General features: G+C 27.3%; 15 protein-coding genes. 14 read left to right on the forward strand and 1 reads right to left on the reverse strand.

Annotated features, from left to right (window positions below):
- The first annotated feature begins 284 nt into the window (after positions 1-284).
- The 14 genes from CNEONATNEC86_RS10620 (at position 285) to CNEONATNEC86_RS10685 (ending at position 18,198) form a co-directional block, all read left to right on the forward strand.
- A complete protein-coding gene (locus CNEONATNEC86_RS10620) occupies positions 285-590 on the forward strand; it encodes an STAS domain-containing protein (protein ID WP_058295332.1) in 306 nt (101 codons plus the stop codon).
- A gap of 53 nt (positions 591-643) precedes the next feature.
- Positions 644-2,752, forward strand: a complete 2,109-nt coding sequence (glgX, locus tag CNEONATNEC86_RS10625) for a glycogen debranching protein GlgX (RefSeq protein ID WP_159135971.1) — start codon at positions 644-646, stop codon at positions 2,750-2,752.
- Between the two features lie 74 nt (positions 2,753-2,826).
- Positions 2,827-3,246, forward strand: coding sequence for an ATP-binding protein (locus CNEONATNEC86_RS10630; protein ID WP_058295330.1), 420 nt, complete (start codon positions 2,827-2,829; stop codon positions 3,244-3,246).
- Positions 3,247-3,303: 57 nt separating this feature from the next.
- Entirely contained in the window at positions 3,304-5,292 is a 1,989-nt protein-coding gene (locus CNEONATNEC86_RS10635) for a PP2C family protein-serine/threonine phosphatase (RefSeq protein ID WP_243123146.1), read from the forward strand.
- 265 nt (positions 5,293-5,557) lie between these two features.
- Positions 5,558-6,511, forward strand: a complete 954-nt coding sequence (locus CNEONATNEC86_RS10640; protein ID WP_125149698.1) for an ABC transporter permease — start codon at positions 5,558-5,560, stop codon at positions 6,509-6,511.
- 76 nt (positions 6,512-6,587) lie between these two features.
- Complete coding sequence (locus tag CNEONATNEC86_RS10645; RefSeq protein WP_058296913.1) at positions 6,588-7,502, forward strand: iron chelate uptake ABC transporter family permease subunit; 915 nt, start codon at positions 6,588-6,590, stop codon at positions 7,500-7,502.
- Between the two features lies 1 nt (position 7,503).
- Positions 7,504-8,259 carry an iron ABC transporter ATP-binding protein gene (locus CNEONATNEC86_RS10650; protein ID WP_058295327.1) on the forward strand — a complete coding sequence of 252 codons (756 nt, stop codon included), beginning with the start codon at positions 7,504-7,506 and terminating at the stop codon, positions 8,257-8,259.
- A 133-nt stretch (positions 8,260-8,392) separates the two neighbouring features.
- On the forward strand, positions 8,393-9,343 hold the full coding sequence (locus tag CNEONATNEC86_RS10655; protein WP_058295326.1) for a siderophore ABC transporter substrate-binding protein: 951 nt from the start codon (positions 8,393-8,395) through the stop codon (positions 9,341-9,343).
- Positions 9,344-9,596: 253 nt separating this feature from the next.
- Positions 9,597-10,607 carry a LacI family DNA-binding transcriptional regulator gene (locus CNEONATNEC86_RS10660; RefSeq protein ID WP_058295325.1) on the forward strand — a complete coding sequence of 337 codons (1,011 nt, stop codon included), beginning with the start codon at positions 9,597-9,599 and terminating at the stop codon, positions 10,605-10,607.
- Between the two features lie 302 nt (positions 10,608-10,909).
- Positions 10,910-12,223, forward strand: coding sequence for an ABC transporter substrate-binding protein (locus CNEONATNEC86_RS10665; protein WP_159135972.1), 1,314 nt, complete (start codon positions 10,910-10,912; stop codon positions 12,221-12,223).
- A 263-nt stretch (positions 12,224-12,486) separates the two neighbouring features.
- Positions 12,487-13,371: a carbohydrate ABC transporter permease gene (locus CNEONATNEC86_RS10670; protein WP_159116239.1), complete on the forward strand. Its 885-nt coding sequence runs from the start codon at positions 12,487-12,489 to the stop codon at positions 13,369-13,371.
- Positions 13,364-14,206, forward strand: a complete 843-nt coding sequence (locus CNEONATNEC86_RS10675; protein ID WP_058295322.1) for a carbohydrate ABC transporter permease — start codon at positions 13,364-13,366, stop codon at positions 14,204-14,206. The genes CNEONATNEC86_RS10670 and CNEONATNEC86_RS10675 overlap by 8 nt, the downstream gene beginning before the upstream one ends.
- A gap of 121 nt (positions 14,207-14,327) precedes the next feature.
- On the forward strand, positions 14,328-16,043 hold the full coding sequence (locus tag CNEONATNEC86_RS10680) for a methyl-accepting chemotaxis protein (RefSeq protein WP_159135973.1): 1,716 nt from the start codon (positions 14,328-14,330) through the stop codon (positions 16,041-16,043).
- Between the two features lie 55 nt (positions 16,044-16,098).
- Positions 16,099-18,198, forward strand: a complete 2,100-nt coding sequence (locus CNEONATNEC86_RS10685) for a beta-galactosidase (RefSeq protein WP_159135974.1) — start codon at positions 16,099-16,101, stop codon at positions 18,196-18,198.
- Positions 18,199-19,057: 859 nt separating this feature from the next.
- Here the strand turns inward: CNEONATNEC86_RS10685 and CNEONATNEC86_RS10690 are convergent.
- Positions 19,058-20,863 carry a sensor histidine kinase gene (locus CNEONATNEC86_RS10690; protein ID WP_125149694.1) on the reverse strand — a complete coding sequence of 602 codons (1,806 nt, stop codon included), beginning with the start codon at positions 20,861-20,863 and terminating at the stop codon, positions 19,058-19,060.
- Positions 20,864-20,870 lie beyond the last annotated feature (7 nt).

The raw sequence follows: 20,870 nt of genomic DNA on the forward strand, positions 1-20,870 counted from the left end.
GCTCATTTTTCTGATGCGAGATTTAAGCAGAACATGAGACCTTTATTTCTTTGTTTTATCTAAATACATATTTTAATGATAAACTTTCAAATATAAATGATCAGTGAAAGAGGATTTCGCATCACAAAATCTAAAAAAATAATTAGTAGAAGTTTTGAAAGAGCTTTAAATTAAATTAATCATTGAAAATTAATTATTATGGAGTTAGTATTATAAAGAAAATTAGTAGAAATTTGTGATATAATTGTTATATAAATCCTTGTAATAAAAAGGAAGTGAAATTAATGAATGTAAATATTAAAGATATGGAAGACAAAAAGTATATACAATTAATAGGGAATTTAGATGGTAATTCAAGTAATGATGTAACTGAACAAGTTTTAGATATATTAAATGAAAGTAATAATATAGTAATAGATATGGGAAAATGTCCGTATGTATCAAGCGCAGGTCTAAGAAGTTTACTTACTATTGGTAAAACTATAAAATTGAAAAGTGGACATATGAACATAATTAATTTAAGCGAAGATGTTAAAGAGGTTATGGAGATAACAGGATTCAGCGGAATATTTAAAGGTTTTGAGGATTAATAAATATATTACTTTTTATAAAATAAATTAATAAGTATAATGGGAGGTTATTGATGATAAGAGTTGATAGTTATCCTACACATGAACATGATGGAATTAAATATAGAATAGGAAAAGTTCTTCCTTATGGGGCATCTATTGTGCCAAATGGAGTTAATTTTTCTATATTTTCAAAATATGCCATATCATGCGATCTGGTTCTTTATAAAAAAAGAGAAAAAAAGCCATATGCAATAATACCATTTCCAAAGGAATTTAGAATTGGTGATGTTTTTTCTATGATAGTATTTAATATAGATTATGAGAATGTTGAATATGGATATAGAATGGATGGAAAGTTTTCACCAAGAGAAGGGTTTTGGTTTAATAAGGAAAAGACACTTTTAGATCCATATGCAAAATCAGTATCAGGAAGAAATATATGGGGAGAAGAGCCTGACTTTGAAAATGAATTTCAACATAGAGGAAGAATAATTTATGACGACTTTGATTGGGAAGGAGATATTCCTCTTGAAATACCAATGGAAGATCTCATAATATACGAAACACATGTACGAAGTTTTACAAAGCATAGTTCAAGCAAAGCTAAATATGGAGGAACATTTGCAGCAATCGCTGATAAAATACCATACTTAAAGGAGCTTGGAGTCAACTGCATAGAGTTTCTACCTATTTTTGAATTTGATGAATTTGAAAATTCAAAAATAATAGATGGAAATAGATTATATAATTATTGGGGATATAGTACTGTTAATTTTTTTGCACCAAAGGCTGGATATGCAGCTACAGGAAAGTATGGAATGGAAGTTGATGAGCTTAAGAATCTAATAAAGAGACTTCACAGAAATGGAATTGAAGTAATACTTGATGTTGTATTTAATCATACAGCAGAAGGTAATGAAAGAGGTCCATATATATCATATAGAGGAATTGATAATAAAACATACTATCTTTTAACACCTAATGGAGAATATTATAATTTTAGCGGATGTGGAAATACATTAAATTGCAATAATGTTATAGTTAGAAATTCTATATTAGACTGTTTAAGATATTGGGTGTCTGAATATCATATTGATGGATTTAGATTTGATTTAGCATCAATATTATCTAGAGATGAAGAGGGTGTACCTATGACAAATCCACCATTACTTGAAACACTTGCACATGATGCAATTTTATCTAAGTGCAAGCTTATTGCAGAAGCATGGGATGCAGGTGGACTTTACCAGGTAGGAAATTTTCCTTCATGGGGAAGATGGGCAGAATGGAATGGAAAGTACAGGGATGCCATAAGAAGATTCATTAAAGGTGATTCAAATATTACAAGTGAATTTATGGAAAGAATTCTTGGATCAAAAGATTTATACGATAATAGATCATCAAATGCATCAGTAAACTTTATAACTTGTCATGATGGTTTTACTCTTTATGATTTAGTTTCATATAATGAAAAACACAATATGGCAAATGGCGAAAATAACACTGATGGAACAAATGACAATAATAGTTGGAATTGTGGGTGTGAAGGTGAAACTACAGATGTTTCTACAGTAAAACTTAGAAAAAAACAAATAAAAAATGCAATAACCATTTTGCTTATAAGTAGGGGGATTCCAATGATTCTTTCAGGAGATGAATTTTGTAACTCTCAATTTGGAAATAACAATGCCTATTGTCAAGATAATGAAATATCATGGCTAAATTGGGACATGCTAGAGAAAAACAATGATATTTATAATTATTTTAAAAATATTATAAAGTTTAGAAAATTACATCCTGTATTAAAAAATTCTTCCTACGATATTGACATAAATAAAACTGGATATCCAGAAGTTTCCTGGCATAGCGAAACTCCTTGGAATACTGATAATATATACAATTCATTGCATCTTGCTGTTATGTTTGTTGAAGACAAATATAAATATAATGTTAAAGAAGATACTTATATATATATAGCTATTAATATGCATTGGGAAATGCATAAGTTCAGTTTACCGATTATTCCAGCAAATAAAAAGTGGTATAAATTTTGTGACACTTCTTGTAAATATGGAGAAGATATATATGAAGAAAATAAATATATATTAATCGAAAATCAAAATGAAATTTATGTAAATCCTAGAAGCATAATTATACTCACTGGAAAAAGTAAACAATAAATATTGAAAAGTTTTATCTTAAGAAATTTTGAATTATAAATTAAGTTTATTTAAATATGGTGAAGGTGATTATTATGGATTGGTTAAGAAAAGAAGCTAATATATGTAATTTAAACATAATGATAGACTTTATAATTGAAAACTTAAGAAAAGATGTTAAGGTTACAAAACATGTAGATATGGAGATAAGGCTTGTTTGTGAAGAAGCCTTAATGAACATTATTAATTATGCATATCCAAAAGGGCATGGAGAAATGATTGCAGGTTATGAATATGATAAGGAAAATAATTGTCTTACTTTAAAGGTTTGTGACTATGGAATTGAATTTAATCCGATTAAGGAAAATAATCCTGATATTACAAGCGATATTATGGAACGAAGCATTGGAGGACTTGGAATATTTTTGTTGAAAAAAATATCAGATATCATTGAATATGAACGAAGAGAAAATATGAATGTATTAACTATCAAAAAACATTATCAATCACTTTAGTGATAATAAATAAATTTGAATAAAATACAGTACGTTTTAAAAAGGAGTGAAAACTTTTTGACGGAAATTTTTTCTATAATAAAGAGAAAAGATGAAAGAAATAAAATACTAATAAGCGGAATAATAATTTTCATAATATCATTAATAAGCGAGCTTATAAGTTTACGTATATCTAATATGCTGATGATAAGACCTGAAAAAGCATTGTTTCCTGTATTAGGATTATATTTAGGACCAAGTGGAGCACTTGGAGTAGCAATTGGAAGTTTAATAATAGATGTATCAATTTGTAAGTATTCTTTATCAATTGCTATGGTTAACTTTTGCTTAAACTTTTTTTATTCATATGCTCCATATAAACTTTGGTATACATTTAATATAAAAGATAAATGTGAAATACCCAATTTAAATAATATTAGATCTATATTAAAATATATTTTTATTATTTTTATTAATTATCTTTCAGTAAGTCTTATTTCTGAATTATCATTAAGTGTACTGCTAGGACAAAATATTAATATTGAGATTATGATTTTAAGATTTTTGAATAATTATAATTTTCAAGTAATACTTGAAATGTTAATTTTGATAATATTATCTACTACTGATATAAAACCACATATACCAAGGTCAAAAACTAACATATTAAAAAATGTGAATTATGAATATATAGTATATTTAATGGCTCTATTATCTGTTATCCTTATTTTAATATCTAATAATAATTTTATAGAGAATAAAATATTAATCATTTTAGGACTGGCATTTATATATGTACTATTATTTATCTTTATTTGTATGCCTATAGTTAATAAAGTAAATACTGTTGAAATATCTAAAATTAGAGGAGTTTTTTCTATTAAAGGAAAGATAACTGTTGGACTTTTAACGTTTGGCATTGTATTCATAGTTATTCTTTGTATAGTAGCTTATGTGTCAATTGAAGCAGCTTTAGGCTTTAATACTAATATCAATATTACTGAACATTTAGTAGTTAAATATAAAAAAATTTATTTAACCATCTGCATATTTGGATATTTAGTATTTGGGTTAACATTATTAGCTTTAAGATATGTTGAAAGTAAGATAATAATTCCTATACAGATTTTATTTAATTCAGTAGAAGAATTTGGAAGAAATAAACATTATGATAAGAAAAAACAAGAAGAAATAAAAGAAGAATTTGCTTTAATAAAAACAGGAGATGAAATCGAAGAACTAGCAATAGCCTTTGAAAAAATGATGTGTCAAATTCAAAGTTATGTCAAAAATTTATCTACAGTAACAGAAAAGATTCAAAAAGAAAGTACAGAATTATCCGTGGCAAAGAATATACAGTCAGCAATACTTCCAAAAGCATTTGAAGCTTTTCCAGAGAGAAAGGATTTTAATATTGTAGCAAGAATGAATCCAGCAAAAGAAATAGGAGGAGATTTTTATGATTTTTTCCTCATAGATGAAGATAAACTTGCTTTTGTAATAGCAGATGTATCAGGAAAAGGAGTACCAGCAGCACTTTTTATGATGATATCTAAAACTATAATTAAAAACTTACTAAAATCTTCTTCTGATATTGAGGATGTAGTTGAAAAAGTTAATAATGAGTTAAGTGAAAATAATGATACATTTATGTTTGTAACATCATTTTTAGGCATTGTAGACCTCAAAACAGGAATCATGACATATGTTAATGCTGGACATAACCCACCATTAATTAAAAGAAACAATGATAAATTTAATTATATGAATGTAAAAAATAATTGCATTCTTGCAATTATGCCACAAGCTAAGTTTGAAAAGCAGGAGTTACAATTAGAAGAAGGAGATATTTTGTTTGCGTATACAGACGGAGTTACTGAAGCAATGGATATTAATGGCGACTTGTATGGTGCTGGGAAGCTAAGGGATGTTCTTAATGAAAAGTGTACTCAAAGTAAAGATATATATGAAATAATACCATTAATAGAAGAAAGCATTGATGAATATTGTATAGGTGAAGATCAAACTGATGATGTAACAATACTAATTTTCCAATATATTGGATAAAATGAGAATTATAAAAAATCCACATATAAAATAGATTTTTACAATTAATCTGTTTTATGTGTGGATTTTTAACATAATAAGGATGGATTATGCTCATAAAGCTATATTTTTTATATTTTTAAGATAAAAATAGTTGACATTGAGATACAATATCAGTAATATAGATACAAGAGAGAACCGTTATCAATTAGATAAATTATCAGATGATTTATAGTTTTTTTAGGAAGGGGTATTATTCAAAATTAGAATTTTGAATTGAAAACATATGAAGAAAAAAATTTTGATTTTAACTTTAATAGTACTTTCATTTATATCACTTTTCATAGGTGTTCATGACTTAAGTATTACAGATATATTTTCAATGACTAAAGAAAAATTTGATGTATTACTTATAAGCAGAATACCTAGACTTATAAGCATATTAGTTGCGGGAGTTGGGATGAGTATAAGTGGAGTTATAATGCAGCAAATAAGCAATAATAAATTTGTATCTCCAACAACTGCAGCAACTATAGATTCAGCGCAGCTTGGTGTGATTTTTGCTATGATGATGTTTTCTTCGGCTACAGTCATGCAAAAAATGATTACAGCATTTATTTTTGCGCTTATAGGAACGTTTTTATTTATGAAAATACTTAAAAACATAAAGATGAAAAGTGTAATATTTATACCTCTTGTTGGGATAATGCTCGGTAATGTTATAGGATCACTTACAGAATTTATTGCTTATAAATATGATTTAGTACAAAATATGGGATCATTTTTTCAAGGGAAATTCTCAATGATTTTAAAAGGAAATTATGAGCTATTATATTTAACTATTCCACTATTAATAATTGCGTTTTTGTATGCAAATAAGTTTACTATTATAGGAATGGGTGAAGACATATCAAAGAATCTTGGATTAGATTATAATAAGGTATGCAATGTTGGAATGATGATAGTAGCTTTAATTACAGCACTTGTAGTAATAACTGTAGGAAGTATTCCTTTTATAGGCCTTATAGTACCTAATATAGTATCTCTTTATAAGGGAGACAACCTAAGTAAAAACATAGGAATAACAGCATTATTTGGTGCAAACTTTATACTTGTTTGCGATATTTTAAGCAGAATTGTTATTTATCCATATGAAGTATCAATAAGTCTTACAGTAGGGGTAATAGGAAGTATAATATTCCTTTATCTTATATTCAGGAGGAATGGAAATGCAGCTTAGCAGTAAAATTTCGATAAAAAGCAATGTAAAGAAAAAAGTAAAAATAGATGATAAAACAAAAATTTATATATTATCTATGATTGCAGTAGTTTTTATAATGTTGTTTATTTTTAGCGGACTCAATGCGAGAAATTATGCATATAACTTGTCAAAAAGAATACCAAAGATAATTGCAATATGTGTTACAGGAGGTGCAATAGCATTTTCATCAATTATATTTCAAACTATTACAAATAACAGAATCTTAACTCCAAGTATACTTGGCTTGGATTCAATATATACATTTGGCCAAACTTTATGTGTCTATTTATTTGGAATAGAAAGTATTATGATGACTAATAAAAATGTAAACTTCTTTGTATCTGTTTTAATAATGCTTTTGGGAACGTTATTATTATATAAATTTGTTTTTAAAAAAGGCGGCAATGTTTTTGTGTTATTGTTAGTTGGTACAGTCATTGGAACCTTATTTAGAAGCATGAGTTCTTTCATGCAGGTACTTATAGATCCAAACGATTTTATAGCGCTTCAAAGCAAAATGTATGCAAGCTTTACTAACATAAATACAGATATTTTGATAATTGCTTTAGTATTAATATGTGGAATCTTTATATTTACATATAAAGATATAAAAAAACTTGATGTAATGAATTTAGGCCGTGAAATAGCAATAAATCTTGGAATAAATCATGATAAATTAAGTAAAAAATTACTTCTAGTTGTGGCAGTGCTTGTTTCGATTTCAACTGCTTTAGTTGGACCAATAACTTTTCTAGGACTTCTTGTAGTAAATTTATCATATCAATTTTTTAAAACATATAAGCATAGCTATCTTATAACAGGAAGTGTTTTGATAAGTATAATAGCTCTTGTTGGCGGACAGTTCATAGTAGAAAGAATACTAAACTTTAGTACAACAGTAAGTATAATAATCAACTTTATAGGTGGGTTATACTTTATATACCTTTTATTAAAGGAGGCAAAGTCTTAAAATGATACAAGTTAAAAATTTAGTAAAAATCTATGGAAACAAAAAAGTAGTAGATGATGTTTCATTAAATATAGAAAAAGGAAAAATAACATCATTTATAGGACCAAATGGAGCTGGGAAAAGTACTGTACTTTCTATGATATCGAGAATAATGAATAAGGATAAAGGTTCTGTTATAATAGATGATTTAGATATAGATAAATATGATAACAAGGAGTTGGCAAAGAAAATTTCTATTCTAAAACAATCTAATAATATAAATGTAAGACTCACAATACGAGAAATAGTAGGCTTTGGAAGATATCCTTATTGCGAAGGAAGATTTAATGAGGAAGATATAAAATATATAGATGAAGCTATAGAATATATGGAGCTTAAAGATATAGAGCATAAATATTTAGATGAATTAAGTGGAGGACAAAGACAAAGGGCTTATATAGCAATGGTTATAGCTCAAAATACAGAATATATACTTCTTGATGAACCACTTAATAATTTGGACATGAAACATTCAGTAGCAATGATGAAAGTATTAAGAAAACTTGTTGATGAACTTAATAAAACAGTAGTAATAGTACTTCATGATATAAATTTTGCATCTGTATATTCAGATAATATAGTAATTTTAAAAAATGGAAGAGTTATTAAAGATGATATGACAGAAAATATCATAAATAAAGAAATTCTTGAAAGTGTATATGAAATAGATTTTGATATAAAGAATATTAATGATAATAAAATATGCGTATATTTCTAAAATCGAATTAAGATAAAAATATGCATATATTTTAGAAATAAATATAAAAAAGAGTAGATAAACAATAATATAATCTAAATAATAATTATTATGTAAAATAAAGTTGGAAATGTAAAAAGGAGAGGGAATAAATATGAAAAAGAAAGTTAAATTATTAGTAACCTTAGCATTAGGTATTAGTTTAGTAGGAGGATTAATTGGATGTAATACTAAAACTAGTGATAACGAACAAGATAATACTCAAACTATAACAGTATCTCATAGAGGTGGAGAAACAGAGGTAAGTAAAAATCCAAAGAATGTAGTTGTTTTAGATTATGGTTCACTTGATATATTAAATGAAATGGGAGTAGATTCAGTTTCAGCTCTTCCAAAGAAAAGTCTTCCAGACTATTTAAATGAATATAACGATGAAAAATATACAGATTTAGGTTCGGTTAAAGAATTTAATTTAGAAGCAGTAAATGAATTAAATCCAGATTTAATAATTATTGAAGGAAGACAAGCGGATTCTTATGATGAATTTTCTAAAATTGCACCTACAATATATTTAGGTTCTGATGGAGCAAATTATTTAGAAACATTAAAAAACAATGTAACAGTACTTGGTCAAATATTTGATAAGGAAGATGTAGCAAAAGAAAAAATAGAAGAAATTGAAAATAGAATGAATTCTATAAAAGAAAAGGTTAAAGCAGATAATTTAAATGCTTTAATGACAATGGTAAGTGATGGTTCTATGAGTGTGTATGGTGAAGGTTCAAGATTTAATATAATTTATAATGAGCTTGGATTTATGTCAGCTGATTCAAGTATTGAGATATCAAATCATGGTCAAAGTATTTCAAATGAATATTTAGTAAGTAAAAATCCAGATTACTTATTTGTAATTGATAAAGGTGCAATGACAGGTGGAGAAAATCAACCAGCTAAAGAAATAATAGAAAATGAATTAGTTAAAACTACAGATACATATAAAAATGGAAATATTGTTTATTTAGATCCTCAAACTTGGTATGTTGGAGGCGCTGGAATTAAAGCAGCAAATGAAATGCTTAATGAAGTTGAAGAAGCTTTAAAATAAAATAAAATTAGAATTTTAGTAAAAGTCATAAATATTATAATATTTATGACTTTTTCCTATTAAAAGCTTAACTTTTCATGAAATATAGTATATTATATAGGAAGAGATAATAGTAATACTAAATTATATTTTCAATTAAATATAATAATTTCAGAATAGAACTAAAATTTGTTTTAGTAAAATAAATTAAATTTTACTATACATTTATTCAGATATAAATTGATTTATTGATATTTAAGTGAGGTGAGCTTTTATGGCTACTATAAAAGATATAGCATCAATAGTTGGAGTTTCAATTTCAACAGTTTCAAGGGTTTTAAATTTTGATGATACATTAAATGTAAGTAACACAACAAGAGAAAAGATATTAAAGGTTGCAGATGAATTAGATTATATATCAACTAAGAGTAAAAAAAATAAAGAAAAGAAAACAAAAAATGTAGGAATTATATATTGGTATGATTATGAGGAAGAATTAGGAGATCCATATTATCTAACTTTAAGATGGGCAGTTGAAAAGAGATGTAATGAATATAATTTAAATTTAGTAAGATTAAATGAAAACAGTATGGATTCCGAAATTGGTGATGTTATTGGAATAATAGCAATAGGAAGATTTTCTGAAAGTATAATAGAAAAACTTTATATGAAAAACGAAAATATAATTTTTGTAGATTATTCTCCAGATGAAAATAGATTTGATTCAGTAATACCAGATTTAGAAAAGGCAACACAAACAGCATTAGAATACTTATATGATTTAGGACACAGAAAAATAGGATTCATTGGTGGCAGTGAAAATAATAAAAAAATAGTAAGAGAAATTGATGTTGATTCAAGGCAAAATAAATATTTTGAATTTATGAAAAGCAGAGATATATTCAATGAAGAATATATTCATAGGGTTGAAAAATTCACATTTAAATGTGGATATGAAGGTGCTAAAAAATTGTTAAAATGTAAAGATAGACCGTCTGCTATTTTAATTGGAAATGATACAATGGCTGTTGGAGCATATAAAGCAATAGCTGAAGCAAATTTGAAAATTCCAGATGATATAAGCATTGTTGCTTTTAATGATCAGCCAAGTGCAAAATATATGATTCCATCGCTTACAACTATAAGAATACCAAGTGAGTATTTGGGAGAAGCTTCAGTGGAACTGTTAATTGAAAACATATCAAATAATAGAGAATATAATAAAAAAGTAGTTATACCAACACAGCTTAAAATAAGAGAGAGTTGTGTTGCAATAAGCAAATAAAACAAAAGAAACTATTGTTAAAATTATTAACAATAGTTTTTTTAGTATAATTAAAGAAATAAATTTAGTAAAATAATTAAGAGCAAAAGTAAAAAACAACAATACTTTGTAATTGTTTTCATAAATAAATACCATTTTCTAAAAAAAGTACAAATTTATTTTTACTGATTATAAAATTATTACTATTTATAATAAATAATATCATAACAACTTTTTTACTAAAAATGTTACAATGTAAACAAATACATGAGAAATAATTTTACTAATCTCATGTAAGATAAAAAATTAAGGGGGATTTATTTATGAAACTTAAAAAGATTTTAGCAGCAACTATAACTGCAGTTATGACATTAGGTTTAGTATCATGTGGTGGTGCAACAGGCACAGATTCATCATCTTCAGCGAGTTCAGCATCATCAGATGATAAGACAATTACAATTTGGGCATGGGATGATACATTTAATATTAAAGCAGCCAATATGGCTAAAGAAAGATATTTAAAAGATCATCCTGACGTAACTATAAACGTTGTAAGTATGGCCCAAGATGATGTAGTACAAAAATTAAATACAAGCCTTTCTTCTGGAACATATGATGGACTTCCAAACATAGTTTTAATAGAAGATTATAAGATTCAAAATTACCTTTTATCATATCCAGGAGAACTTAAAGATTTAAGTGGATACGTAGATCCAAGTAAATTTATGGATTACAAATTAAGTGTTATGACAGATGGAGATAAAATTTATGGAGTGCCATTTGATAGTGGTGTAACAGCTCTATTCTATAGAAAAGATTTAATTGAACAAGCTGGATATACAGAAGCGGATATGCAAGATATTACTTGGGAAAAATATATTGAAATTGGTAAAGCAGTAAAAGAAAAGACTGGTAAAGCAATGTTAACAATGGATCCAAGTGATTTAAATCAAATTAGAGTTATGATGCAATCAGCTGGTGCTTGGTATGTTGATAAAGATGGTAAAGTAAGCATAAATAACAATGAATCTTTAAGAAAAGCTGTTGAAATCTATAAAGAGATGGTTGATGCAAACATTGCAAAACAAGTTTCAGGATGGGATGCTTTTGTTGGTGCATTCCAAAGTGGAGATGTTGCAAGTGTAGTTAATGGTTGTTGGATTTCTTCTTCTATTCAAGCTGCTGAAGATCAATCAGGTCAATGGAGAATAGCTGCAACTCCAAAAATGGGTTCAGATTCTAAATCAGTAAATGCTTCTAATAGTGGTGGTAGTAGCTGGTATGTATTAGATAAAGTTGGTAATTCGGATTTAGCTGCTGATTTCTTAAAAGAAACTTTTGCTTCAAGTGATGATTTAATGAATGATTTAGTTCCAGCCATTAATTTGGTAAGTACATTAAAATCAGCAAGTAGCAGTGAAAACTACAGTACTCCTTCAGAATTCTTTGGTGGACAAGAGATATTTAAAGATTTTGCTAAATGGACTGAAGAAATTCCACCTGTAAATTATGGACTTCACACTTATGCATTGGAAAGCATAATGGCAGAGGGAATGCAATCTATAGTTTCAGGTAAAGACATAGATGAAGCATTAAATAATACTCAAGCTCAAGCAGAAGCCTCAGTAGGAAACTAATATAAATACTTAAAAACTCTTTCTTTTAAAATAAATTCTTGTAGGTGTTATTAGAAATTGATAATACCTACAAGATATAAAGAAAAACTATACTTAATAATCCTAAAAATATTTTTTATAATCTCAATTAAATTTTATATATGACAATAAACAATTATGACAAATGAAATTTATATATTAAAAATCTTTTTCAAGACCATTTGTCAAATTGTAATTTAGAATTTGACAAGTGGTCTTAGTAACAATTAAAGGAGTTGATAATAATGAAGCATAAAGGTATAGAAAGAAAGACTAACCGATGGGGATGGATTTTTGTATCATTAAGTATATTTCTCATAACATTATTTGTATTTTATCCTACAGTGCAATCATTTATAACATCATTAAAATCTGGTATGGGAAATAATCTGAAATTTGTTGGCTTAGATAATTATAAAAGAATGTTAACTGATGCAACATTCATAAAAGCAGTTTCAAATACATTTTTATATTTATTAGTACAAGTTCCAATAATGATAGTTTTGGCACTTATAATAGCATCCATGCTTAATGACAAGAATTTAAAATTCAGTGGATTTTTTAGGACAGCTATATTTTTGCCTTGTGTAACTTCATTAGTTGCTTATTCAATAATAATGAAAAGTATATTTGCATCTGATGGACTTGTAAACAAATTCTTAATGGCAATAAACATAATTTCAGGGCCTATTGAATGGGTAACACATCCGATATGGGCAAAAGTATTAATAATTATTGCAATTACATGGAGATGGACTGGTTACAATATGATATTTTACTTATCTGGACTTCAAAATATAGATCCAGCAGTTTATGAAGCAGCATCTATTGATGGAGCATCAACATTTAAAAAATTTACTAAAATAACAATTCCATTATTAAAACCAATAATTTTATTTACAACAATAACATCAACAATTGGTACTCTTCAATTATTTGATGAAGTCGTAAACATAACTAACGGTGGACCAGCAAATGCTACAACAACAATATCACATTATATTTATAACTTATGTTTCACATATACACCAAACTTCGGTTATGCAGCAGCAGTTGCTTATGTTATTGTTATTATGATTGTAATTCTTTCATTAATCCAATTTAAAATAGGAGGGGACAGTAATGAATAAACGTAAATTTAAATTCTCATCAGCTTTTAAATATGTATTTTTGAGTTTAGCAGCATTTATATCAATCTTTCCGTTTTTTTGGATGATAATTGGTGCAACAAATAAATCAGTTGATGTTACAAGAGGAAAATTAACAATAGGAAGTAATTTGATGACAAATATCAATAATCTTTTAGGTTCAGACTTAGGATTTATTAATTCACTTGGAAATTCAGCTAAAATAGCAATTATAACAACAATAGTTGCACTTTTGGTATCTTCAATAGCAGGGTATGGATTTGAAATCTTTAGAACAGATACAAGAGATAAAGTTTTTAATATACTTCTTTTATCTATGATGGTGCCTTTTTCAGCTCTTATGATTCCACTTTTTAAGATGTTTGGGTATTTAAAAACTACACCATTAAAGTTTATTGGATTAAATACAATTGGTGCAATAATACTTCCAAGTATAGCAACAGCATTTTTAATATTCTTCTTTAGACAAAATACAAAGTCATTTCCCAAAGATACATTGGAAGCTGCAAGAATTGATGGATTAAGTGAAATAGGTATATTCTTCAAAATGTATATGCCAATGATGAAAACAACATATGCAGCTGCAGCAATAATTACATTTATGAGTAGTTGGAATAACTATTTATGGCCATTACTTGCACTTCAATCTCCAGAAAAGAGAACTGTACCTTTAATAATTTCAACACTTGGGTCAAGTTATACTCCTGATTATGGAATGATAATGGTTGCAATAGTAATAGCAACACTTCCAACTGCATTTGTATTCTTTGTAATGCAAAAGCAATTTGTTCAAGGTATGCTTGGTTCTGTAAAATAATTTATAGCAATTATAAACTAAATAAATCCTGAATTATTCAGTTGAATTATATTATACTAAAAAATTGAATAATTCAGGAATTTGATTATTATTGTATTTATTTAGATAGGAGTTAAATCATATGAAAATTAAAAAATTCAAATATAAAAATAAAATTAATGATTTAACCATAAGAAAAAAAATATATATATCATTTAGATATGTATGGATCCTAGGGATTATTGTATCTTTACTAGGAGTGATTTTTCTAATTAAAACAAATCATGATTATAAATATGCAGTGAAAAATTATGGATATTCTCAAGGAACAATAGGTAAGCTTGGTATGGAATTCAATGAACAAAGAGCATTGCTTAGTAATATGGCATTAAGTAATGATAAAATTACTTTAGCGGAGATTAATAAATCTTTAAATAGAAATATTCAAGACGTATCTAAGCTTTTAGAAGAATTGGGAAAAACAATAGTTGGAAATAAAGAAAAAGAGATTTATTCGCAAATTACAAACAATTCATTAGAATATAGAAAAATTAGAGAAAAGGCCATGAATTTATTTCTTGATGAAAAGAATGAAGAAGGGTTACTTTTACTTACAGAACAAGGAAATCAAATATCAGATGTAATATCAGAAGAGATAAATAGTTTGTTAGAAGAAAATATAAATCAGAGTGAGATTATAATTAATAATCTTAAGAGACTTGAAATAATATCAATTATTATTTCATTAAGTTCAATATTAGTATTTATTATTATATCATCAAGATTAAGCCAAAAAGTTTCAACATCGATTTCTAAGCCATTAGAATCCATAAAGGATGCAGCAAACGATTTATCTTGCGGAAAGCTTAACATAGAATTAGACTATAAGTCAAAAGATGAAATCGGCTATCTTTTTGAATCTTTTAAAGTTATGATATATAATTTTAAAAATTATATTGGTGAAATAGATGAAGTATTGGGAAATATATCAAATGGTAATTTAAATACATTTACTAGTGATAATTATAGTGGAGATTTTATAGCTTTAAAGAAGTCACTAGATAACATAATTTTATCATTAAATAGTACATTTCATGAAATAAGAATGTCTGCAATTGAAGTTGAAAATGGATCTGAGCAGGTTGCAAAAAATGCACAGTATTTATCACAAGGTGCTACAGATCAAGCAAGTGTTATAGAAGAATTAACAGCGCTTGCAGGTGAAATAAATGAAAAAGCAAGAAATAACCTTTTAAATGCTAAAAGTACTGATGAGATAGTAAAAAGGCTAGTTGATGAAATGGAAACAGGCCATAAAGGAATGAATAATATGCTTGAAGCTATGATGAACATAGAAAAATCTTCAAGTAATATAAAAAATATTATAAATACTATATATGAGATAGCAGAACAAATAAATTTGCTTTCGCTTAATGCTGCAATAGAGGCAGCAAGAGCTGGGGAAGCAGGAAAAGGTTTTGCAGTAGTTGCAGAAGAGATAAAAAAGCTTGCAGGTGAGTCTTCAGAAGCTGTTAAGAATACAGAGAGTTTAATTAAAGAGTCTATTGCATCGGTAAATAATGGAAAAAATATCACAAATAGCACAGCAAACTCCTTAAAAATTGTTCTAGAAAAGACTAAAGAAGCAACAGATTTAGTTTCTAAAATAACAATGGCATCAGAGGAACAATCAATGTCAATTGAGCAGATAAAGGAAGGAATAGAATCTATTGTTGGAGTTGTTCAATCAAATTCAGAAATAGCAGAAGAAAGTGCATCTGCAAGTGAAGAACTTGCAATACAATCTGAAAATTTAAACAATATTCTAAAGAAATTTATATTAAATCCAAGTAATTAAATTGAAATAAACAGATTTATATTTGCAAAACTTATAATAGACAGGGGGACTTTATATGGAACAGAATTCAAGACTTGATAAAATAAAAGGACTTTTACATGGTGGTGATTATAATCCAGATCAATGGCTTAAATATCCAGAAATATTAAAAGAAGATGTGCGCCTTATGAAGATTGCACATTGCAATACTGTATCAATAAATATATTTGGATGGAGTGCAATTGAGCCAGAAGAAGACAAATATACATTTGAATGGCTTGATAAGCTTATGGATAGAATGGCTGAAAATAATATAAATGTAATACTTGCTACACCAAGTGGTGCAAGGCCTGCATGGATGTCAAAAAAATATCCAGAGGTATTAAGGGTAAATAAGGATAGAACTAAAAATCTTCATGGACAAAGACATAACCACTGCTTTACTTCACCAGTTTATAGAGAAAAAACTTATAATATAAATAAGCTTTTAGCTGAAAGATATAAAGACCATCCGGCACTTATTATGTGGCATATTTCTAATGAATATGGCGGAGAGTGTCATTGCGATAAGTGCCAGGACGCGTTTAGAAGCTGGCTTAAGAAAAAATATGATAATGATATAGAAAAGCTAAATGATGCATGGTGGACAGGATTCTGGAGCCATAGATTTAATGATTTTTCACAAATTGAAAGTCCATCAGAACTTGGTGAAATATTTGTACATGGACATAATCTTGACTGGAATAGATTTGTTACAGATCAAACAATAGATTTTTATAAAAATGAAATAGCACCAATAAGAGAAATTACGCCTGATGTTCCTGTTACAGCAAACTTTATGGGGAATTATCCTCACATGGGACTTTTCACAGGGTTAGATTACTGGAAATTTGCAAAGGAAGTTGATATAGTATCCTGGGACAGTTATCCTGCATGGCATAATAATTTTGAAACAACTTATGATCTGGCAGCTAATGTTAGTTTTGTTAATGACATTTATAGAAGCCTTAAAGATGGACAGTCATTTTTAATAATGGAGAATGCTCCAAGTCTTGTTAACTGGCATGAAGTTAATAAGCTAAAACGTCCAAAGATACACTTTTTATCATCAATGCAAAGCTTAGCCCATGGAGCAGACTCAATTCTTTATTTCCAATGGAGAAAGGGAAGAGGGGCATCAGAAAAATTCCATGGAGCTGTAGTAGATCATTGTGGACATGAAAATACAAGGGTATTTAGAGAGGTTACAGAAGTTGGAGAAGCTCTTGAAAAGCTTAATGAAATACAAGGATCAGTGAAAAATTCAGAAGTTGCAATTATTTATGATGTTGAAAATAGATGGGCAATTGATGATCTTCAAGGACTAAAAACTAAAGCTAAGAAAGATGGCGCTGATAAAAAGGGATATGAAGAAATATGCCAGGAACAATATAGAGCATTTTGGCAAAATGGAATAAGCACAGATGTGATAAGCAGTGATTGCGATTTCTCAAAATACAAGCTTATTGTTGCTCCAATGCTTTATATGATTAAACCCAATGTTTCTGAAAGACTTGAGGCATTTGTTAAAAATGGAGGAACTCTAGTAACAAGCTACTTTAGTGGAGTAGTAGATGAAAATGATTTATGTTTCCTTGGTGGCTTTCCAGGACCACTTAAAGATTTAACTGGAATTTGGGCAGAAGAAATTGACTCATTATATGATGATGAAAATAATCACATAATAGTTAAAGAAAATGTACTTGAAGGCGTAAATGGAGAATATGAAGTAAAAGATTACTGTGAATTAATCCATGCAGAAACTGCAAAAGTTCTTGGAACATATAAAAATGATTTTTATAAAAACATGCCTGCACTTACAGTTAATTATTATGGTAAAGGAAAATGTTATTATATAGCAGCTAGAACAAGCAGAGACTTCAATAATGACTTTTATATGAAATTAGCTAAAGATCTTAATATTAAAAGTGTAATAGAAGGAAAGCTTCCTATTGGTGTTACAGCTCAAGTTCGTACAAAGGATTCAAATGAGTATGTATTTATAATGAACTTTACAGAAGAAGAAAAGAAAGTAGAACTTGGAAATATACAATATACAGATATGATAAAAGAAGAAAATATAACTGATCATATAACTCTAGGTAAATATGATGTAAAAGTATTAAAGAAATTATAAAAAGAATCATTAAACAATATAAATAAAGGACGTAGAATCATGGTTTAGTGGATAACAACCGAAATAAAGCATTTATGTTGGCTCGCTTGCTACAAAAATGAAGCTAAAAATTTAACCATCAATGATTGTGCCCAAAAATGTTTGCTCCAAAAAGCAAGTTTTTGGACAAACAATTTTGGAACAATCATTGATGAAAAATTTTAAAGCTTCATTTTTCAATGCAAGACACCGCCAACATAAATGCTTTATTTCTTTGTTCCATACAAACTCTGAGTATCCAGATATATTTTTGTAAATAAATATATCTTTAAATTAAGGAATATCTATTTTTATATGGTAAAGATTTAAAAAGTTAATATTTCATCATTTTTTAAAAGGTGTAATTTTATGAATATATGAATTTAAATTCTTACAAATGTGCACTTATAAGAAGAGCAGCTATGCTGCAATTCGGATCTTTGCTTATTTATTTGTGGATACTGGTGTTTTATAAGTAGCTTCCTAAATTATTACAAGTGATTGAAAACTATATTTTTAGACTTGTAATATTCCTAAAAACATAAATTATAACTAAAAAAAGTTAGACATCTATGATTTTAGATCAAAACAAAGAAATTCAATATATGATAGGCGTAGTATTGCATTAAGAAATTTAAGTTTTTAACTTCTTAGATATAGGCTGTTCCAAAATAATTTGTCCAACACTTGCTGTTGGAGCAAATTGTTTTGGGCACAGCCTGTGTCTTTAGAAGTTTTAGCTTAAATTTCCCTACAATCGAGCATATCATATATTGAATTTCGGTTATTTCCCACTAAACTCTGATTCTACACAATATATTTATATGTGTAACAGTTTAATTTAAGTGCTTGATTGATTTGAATCATGAAGATCAGATTTTTTTATGGCTGGAATTTTAATTTTAACAGTAGTTCCAACATTTATTTCACTTGAAATAACAACACCATATTCATCTCCATATAGAAGTTTTATTCTATCATTAACATTATTTATACCAATGCTCGTGAAATGATCACTTTTGTTTACTGAAGTCTTTAAAAGATTTGATATGGTTTCATTAGAAATTCCAATTCCATTATCTATAATTTCACAAGTTATAATATGATTTTTTTCATTGATAAAAACATGTATAAATCCACTATCTTTATCAACAAAACCATGAAAAAATGAATTTTCAATAAATGGCTGTAGTATTAGCTTAGGAATTATGTAGTTTTCACATGATTGCATAACAAAAAAGTTTACTGTAATACTTTCACCATAACGCATATGATTTATTAAAACATAATTTTTTAGATTTTCAATTTCTTCACTAATAGTAATCATTTCATTTTTATTGCTTATTGTATTTCTTAAAAGAGAAATGAAAGCATCTATTGTCTTTATTGATTTATCCGTATTACCTTGCCATATAAGCCATTTTATAGATGATAATGTGTTATAAAGGAAATGTGGGTTTATCTGCATTTGAAGAGCATGTATTTCAGCTTTTCTTTTTTCTTTTTCCATTTCCATTCGTTCATTCATATAAGAGTTTAAACCATCCAGCATATAGTTATAAGCAGAGGAGAGTTGACGGACTTCATAGCTACCTTCCACTTTAACGTAGTTTTTAAAATTACCATCCGTAACTTGTGACATTTTATATGATAAATTATAAAGTGGTTTTGTTGTTCTTCTTATTATAACGAATGTTATTAAAAGAAAAATTAATGCAATTATTATTGTTACAAAATAAATCTGAGATGTATTATATACTTCATTTAAAATAGCACTTTTTTCAATTATACCTACAATATTAAAATTATATCTTGGAAGATATTTTGATAAAATTGCAACATCTTTATTGTTCATGTTTGTATTATAATATTGCAAATTATCATTTTGAATTTTATTAGATATATCTAATAATTTATTATTTGTGCTACCAATTTCATATGGAATACTTGATGATACAATTTGTCCATCATTGGAGATAATAGCTATATTATTTGAAGTACCTACAAATGGAACATAATATTTTTTAAAATCATCTTGGCTTATAATAACATAAACGAATCCATAAATTTCTTTTGTTTTATCGTCACATAGTACTTTAACAGCAGTTATAGCACTGGAGTTATTTTGAGCGTTGACTAATTGAAATTCAGAATATTGATAAAATACAACGTTACTATTTAAAACCGCATTTTTGGTTAAATCGCTATTTAAAATTTCATCTGTATCAAATTTAAAATAATTATGTCCTTTTAAGAACGATTCACCATTACGTCCTATAACTAATAATGTAATGTCATTAAAGTCTTTCTCAGGAATAGTATCTAATGTTATATCCATATTATACAAGGTTTTAAAAGTTTCAGCTGAAGTTACATTTGTTAAAGTTAAATAATTTTCGAAATCAGAGCTCGAATCTATAACATTCATTATATTTATGATATTATCATTTAAAACACCAAGTCTATCAGTAATTTGATTTAAAATTTTATAATTTGACTTGCTAAATGTATCAACAAGTACATCTTTAGAAATACTTATAGTTATTGTGCAGGTTAAAAGAAAAACGCATATTATACTTATTAATACGATAAATGCAACTCTAAAGAAAAGGCTAGTTGAGTGCATAAACTTTGAAATTTTATACATTATAAAA

This window comes from Clostridium neonatale, from assembly GCF_900465025.1.
GTDB classification, from domain to species: Bacteria; Bacillota; Clostridia; order Clostridiales; family Clostridiaceae; genus Clostridium; species Clostridium neonatale.

Excerpts from the sequence above, each read along its gene's own strand:
- CNEONATNEC86_RS10620 (WP_058295332.1), top strand. The coding sequence starts at position 285 with ATGAATGTAAATATTAAAGATATGGAAGACAAAAAGTATATACAATTA.
- glgX (WP_159135971.1), top strand. The coding sequence starts at position 644 with ATGATAAGAGTTGATAGTTATCCTACACATGAACATGATGGAATTAAA.
- CNEONATNEC86_RS10630 (WP_058295330.1), top strand. The coding sequence starts at position 2,827 with ATGGATTGGTTAAGAAAAGAAGCTAATATATGTAATTTAAACATAATG.
- CNEONATNEC86_RS10640 (WP_125149698.1), top strand. The coding sequence starts at position 5,558 with ATGAAGAAAAAAATTTTGATTTTAACTTTAATAGTACTTTCATTTATA.
- CNEONATNEC86_RS10645 (WP_058296913.1), top strand. The coding sequence starts at position 6,588 with ATGATTGCAGTAGTTTTTATAATGTTGTTTATTTTTAGCGGACTCAAT.
- CNEONATNEC86_RS10650 (WP_058295327.1), top strand. The coding sequence starts at position 7,504 with ATGATACAAGTTAAAAATTTAGTAAAAATCTATGGAAACAAAAAAGTA.
- CNEONATNEC86_RS10655 (WP_058295326.1), top strand. The coding sequence starts at position 8,393 with ATGAAAAAGAAAGTTAAATTATTAGTAACCTTAGCATTAGGTATTAGT.
- CNEONATNEC86_RS10660 (WP_058295325.1), top strand. The coding sequence starts at position 9,597 with ATGGCTACTATAAAAGATATAGCATCAATAGTTGGAGTTTCAATTTCA.
- CNEONATNEC86_RS10665 (WP_159135972.1), top strand. The coding sequence starts at position 10,910 with ATGAAACTTAAAAAGATTTTAGCAGCAACTATAACTGCAGTTATGACA.
- CNEONATNEC86_RS10670 (WP_159116239.1), top strand. The coding sequence starts at position 12,487 with ATGAAGCATAAAGGTATAGAAAGAAAGACTAACCGATGGGGATGGATT.
- CNEONATNEC86_RS10675 (WP_058295322.1), top strand. The coding sequence starts at position 13,364 with ATGAATAAACGTAAATTTAAATTCTCATCAGCTTTTAAATATGTATTT.
- CNEONATNEC86_RS10680 (WP_159135973.1), top strand. The coding sequence starts at position 14,328 with ATGAAAATTAAAAAATTCAAATATAAAAATAAAATTAATGATTTAACC.
- CNEONATNEC86_RS10685 (WP_159135974.1), top strand. The coding sequence starts at position 16,099 with ATGGAACAGAATTCAAGACTTGATAAAATAAAAGGACTTTTACATGGT.
- CNEONATNEC86_RS10690 (WP_125149694.1), bottom strand. The coding sequence starts at position 20,863 with ATGTATAAAATTTCAAAGTTTATGCACTCAACTAGCCTTTTCTTTAGA.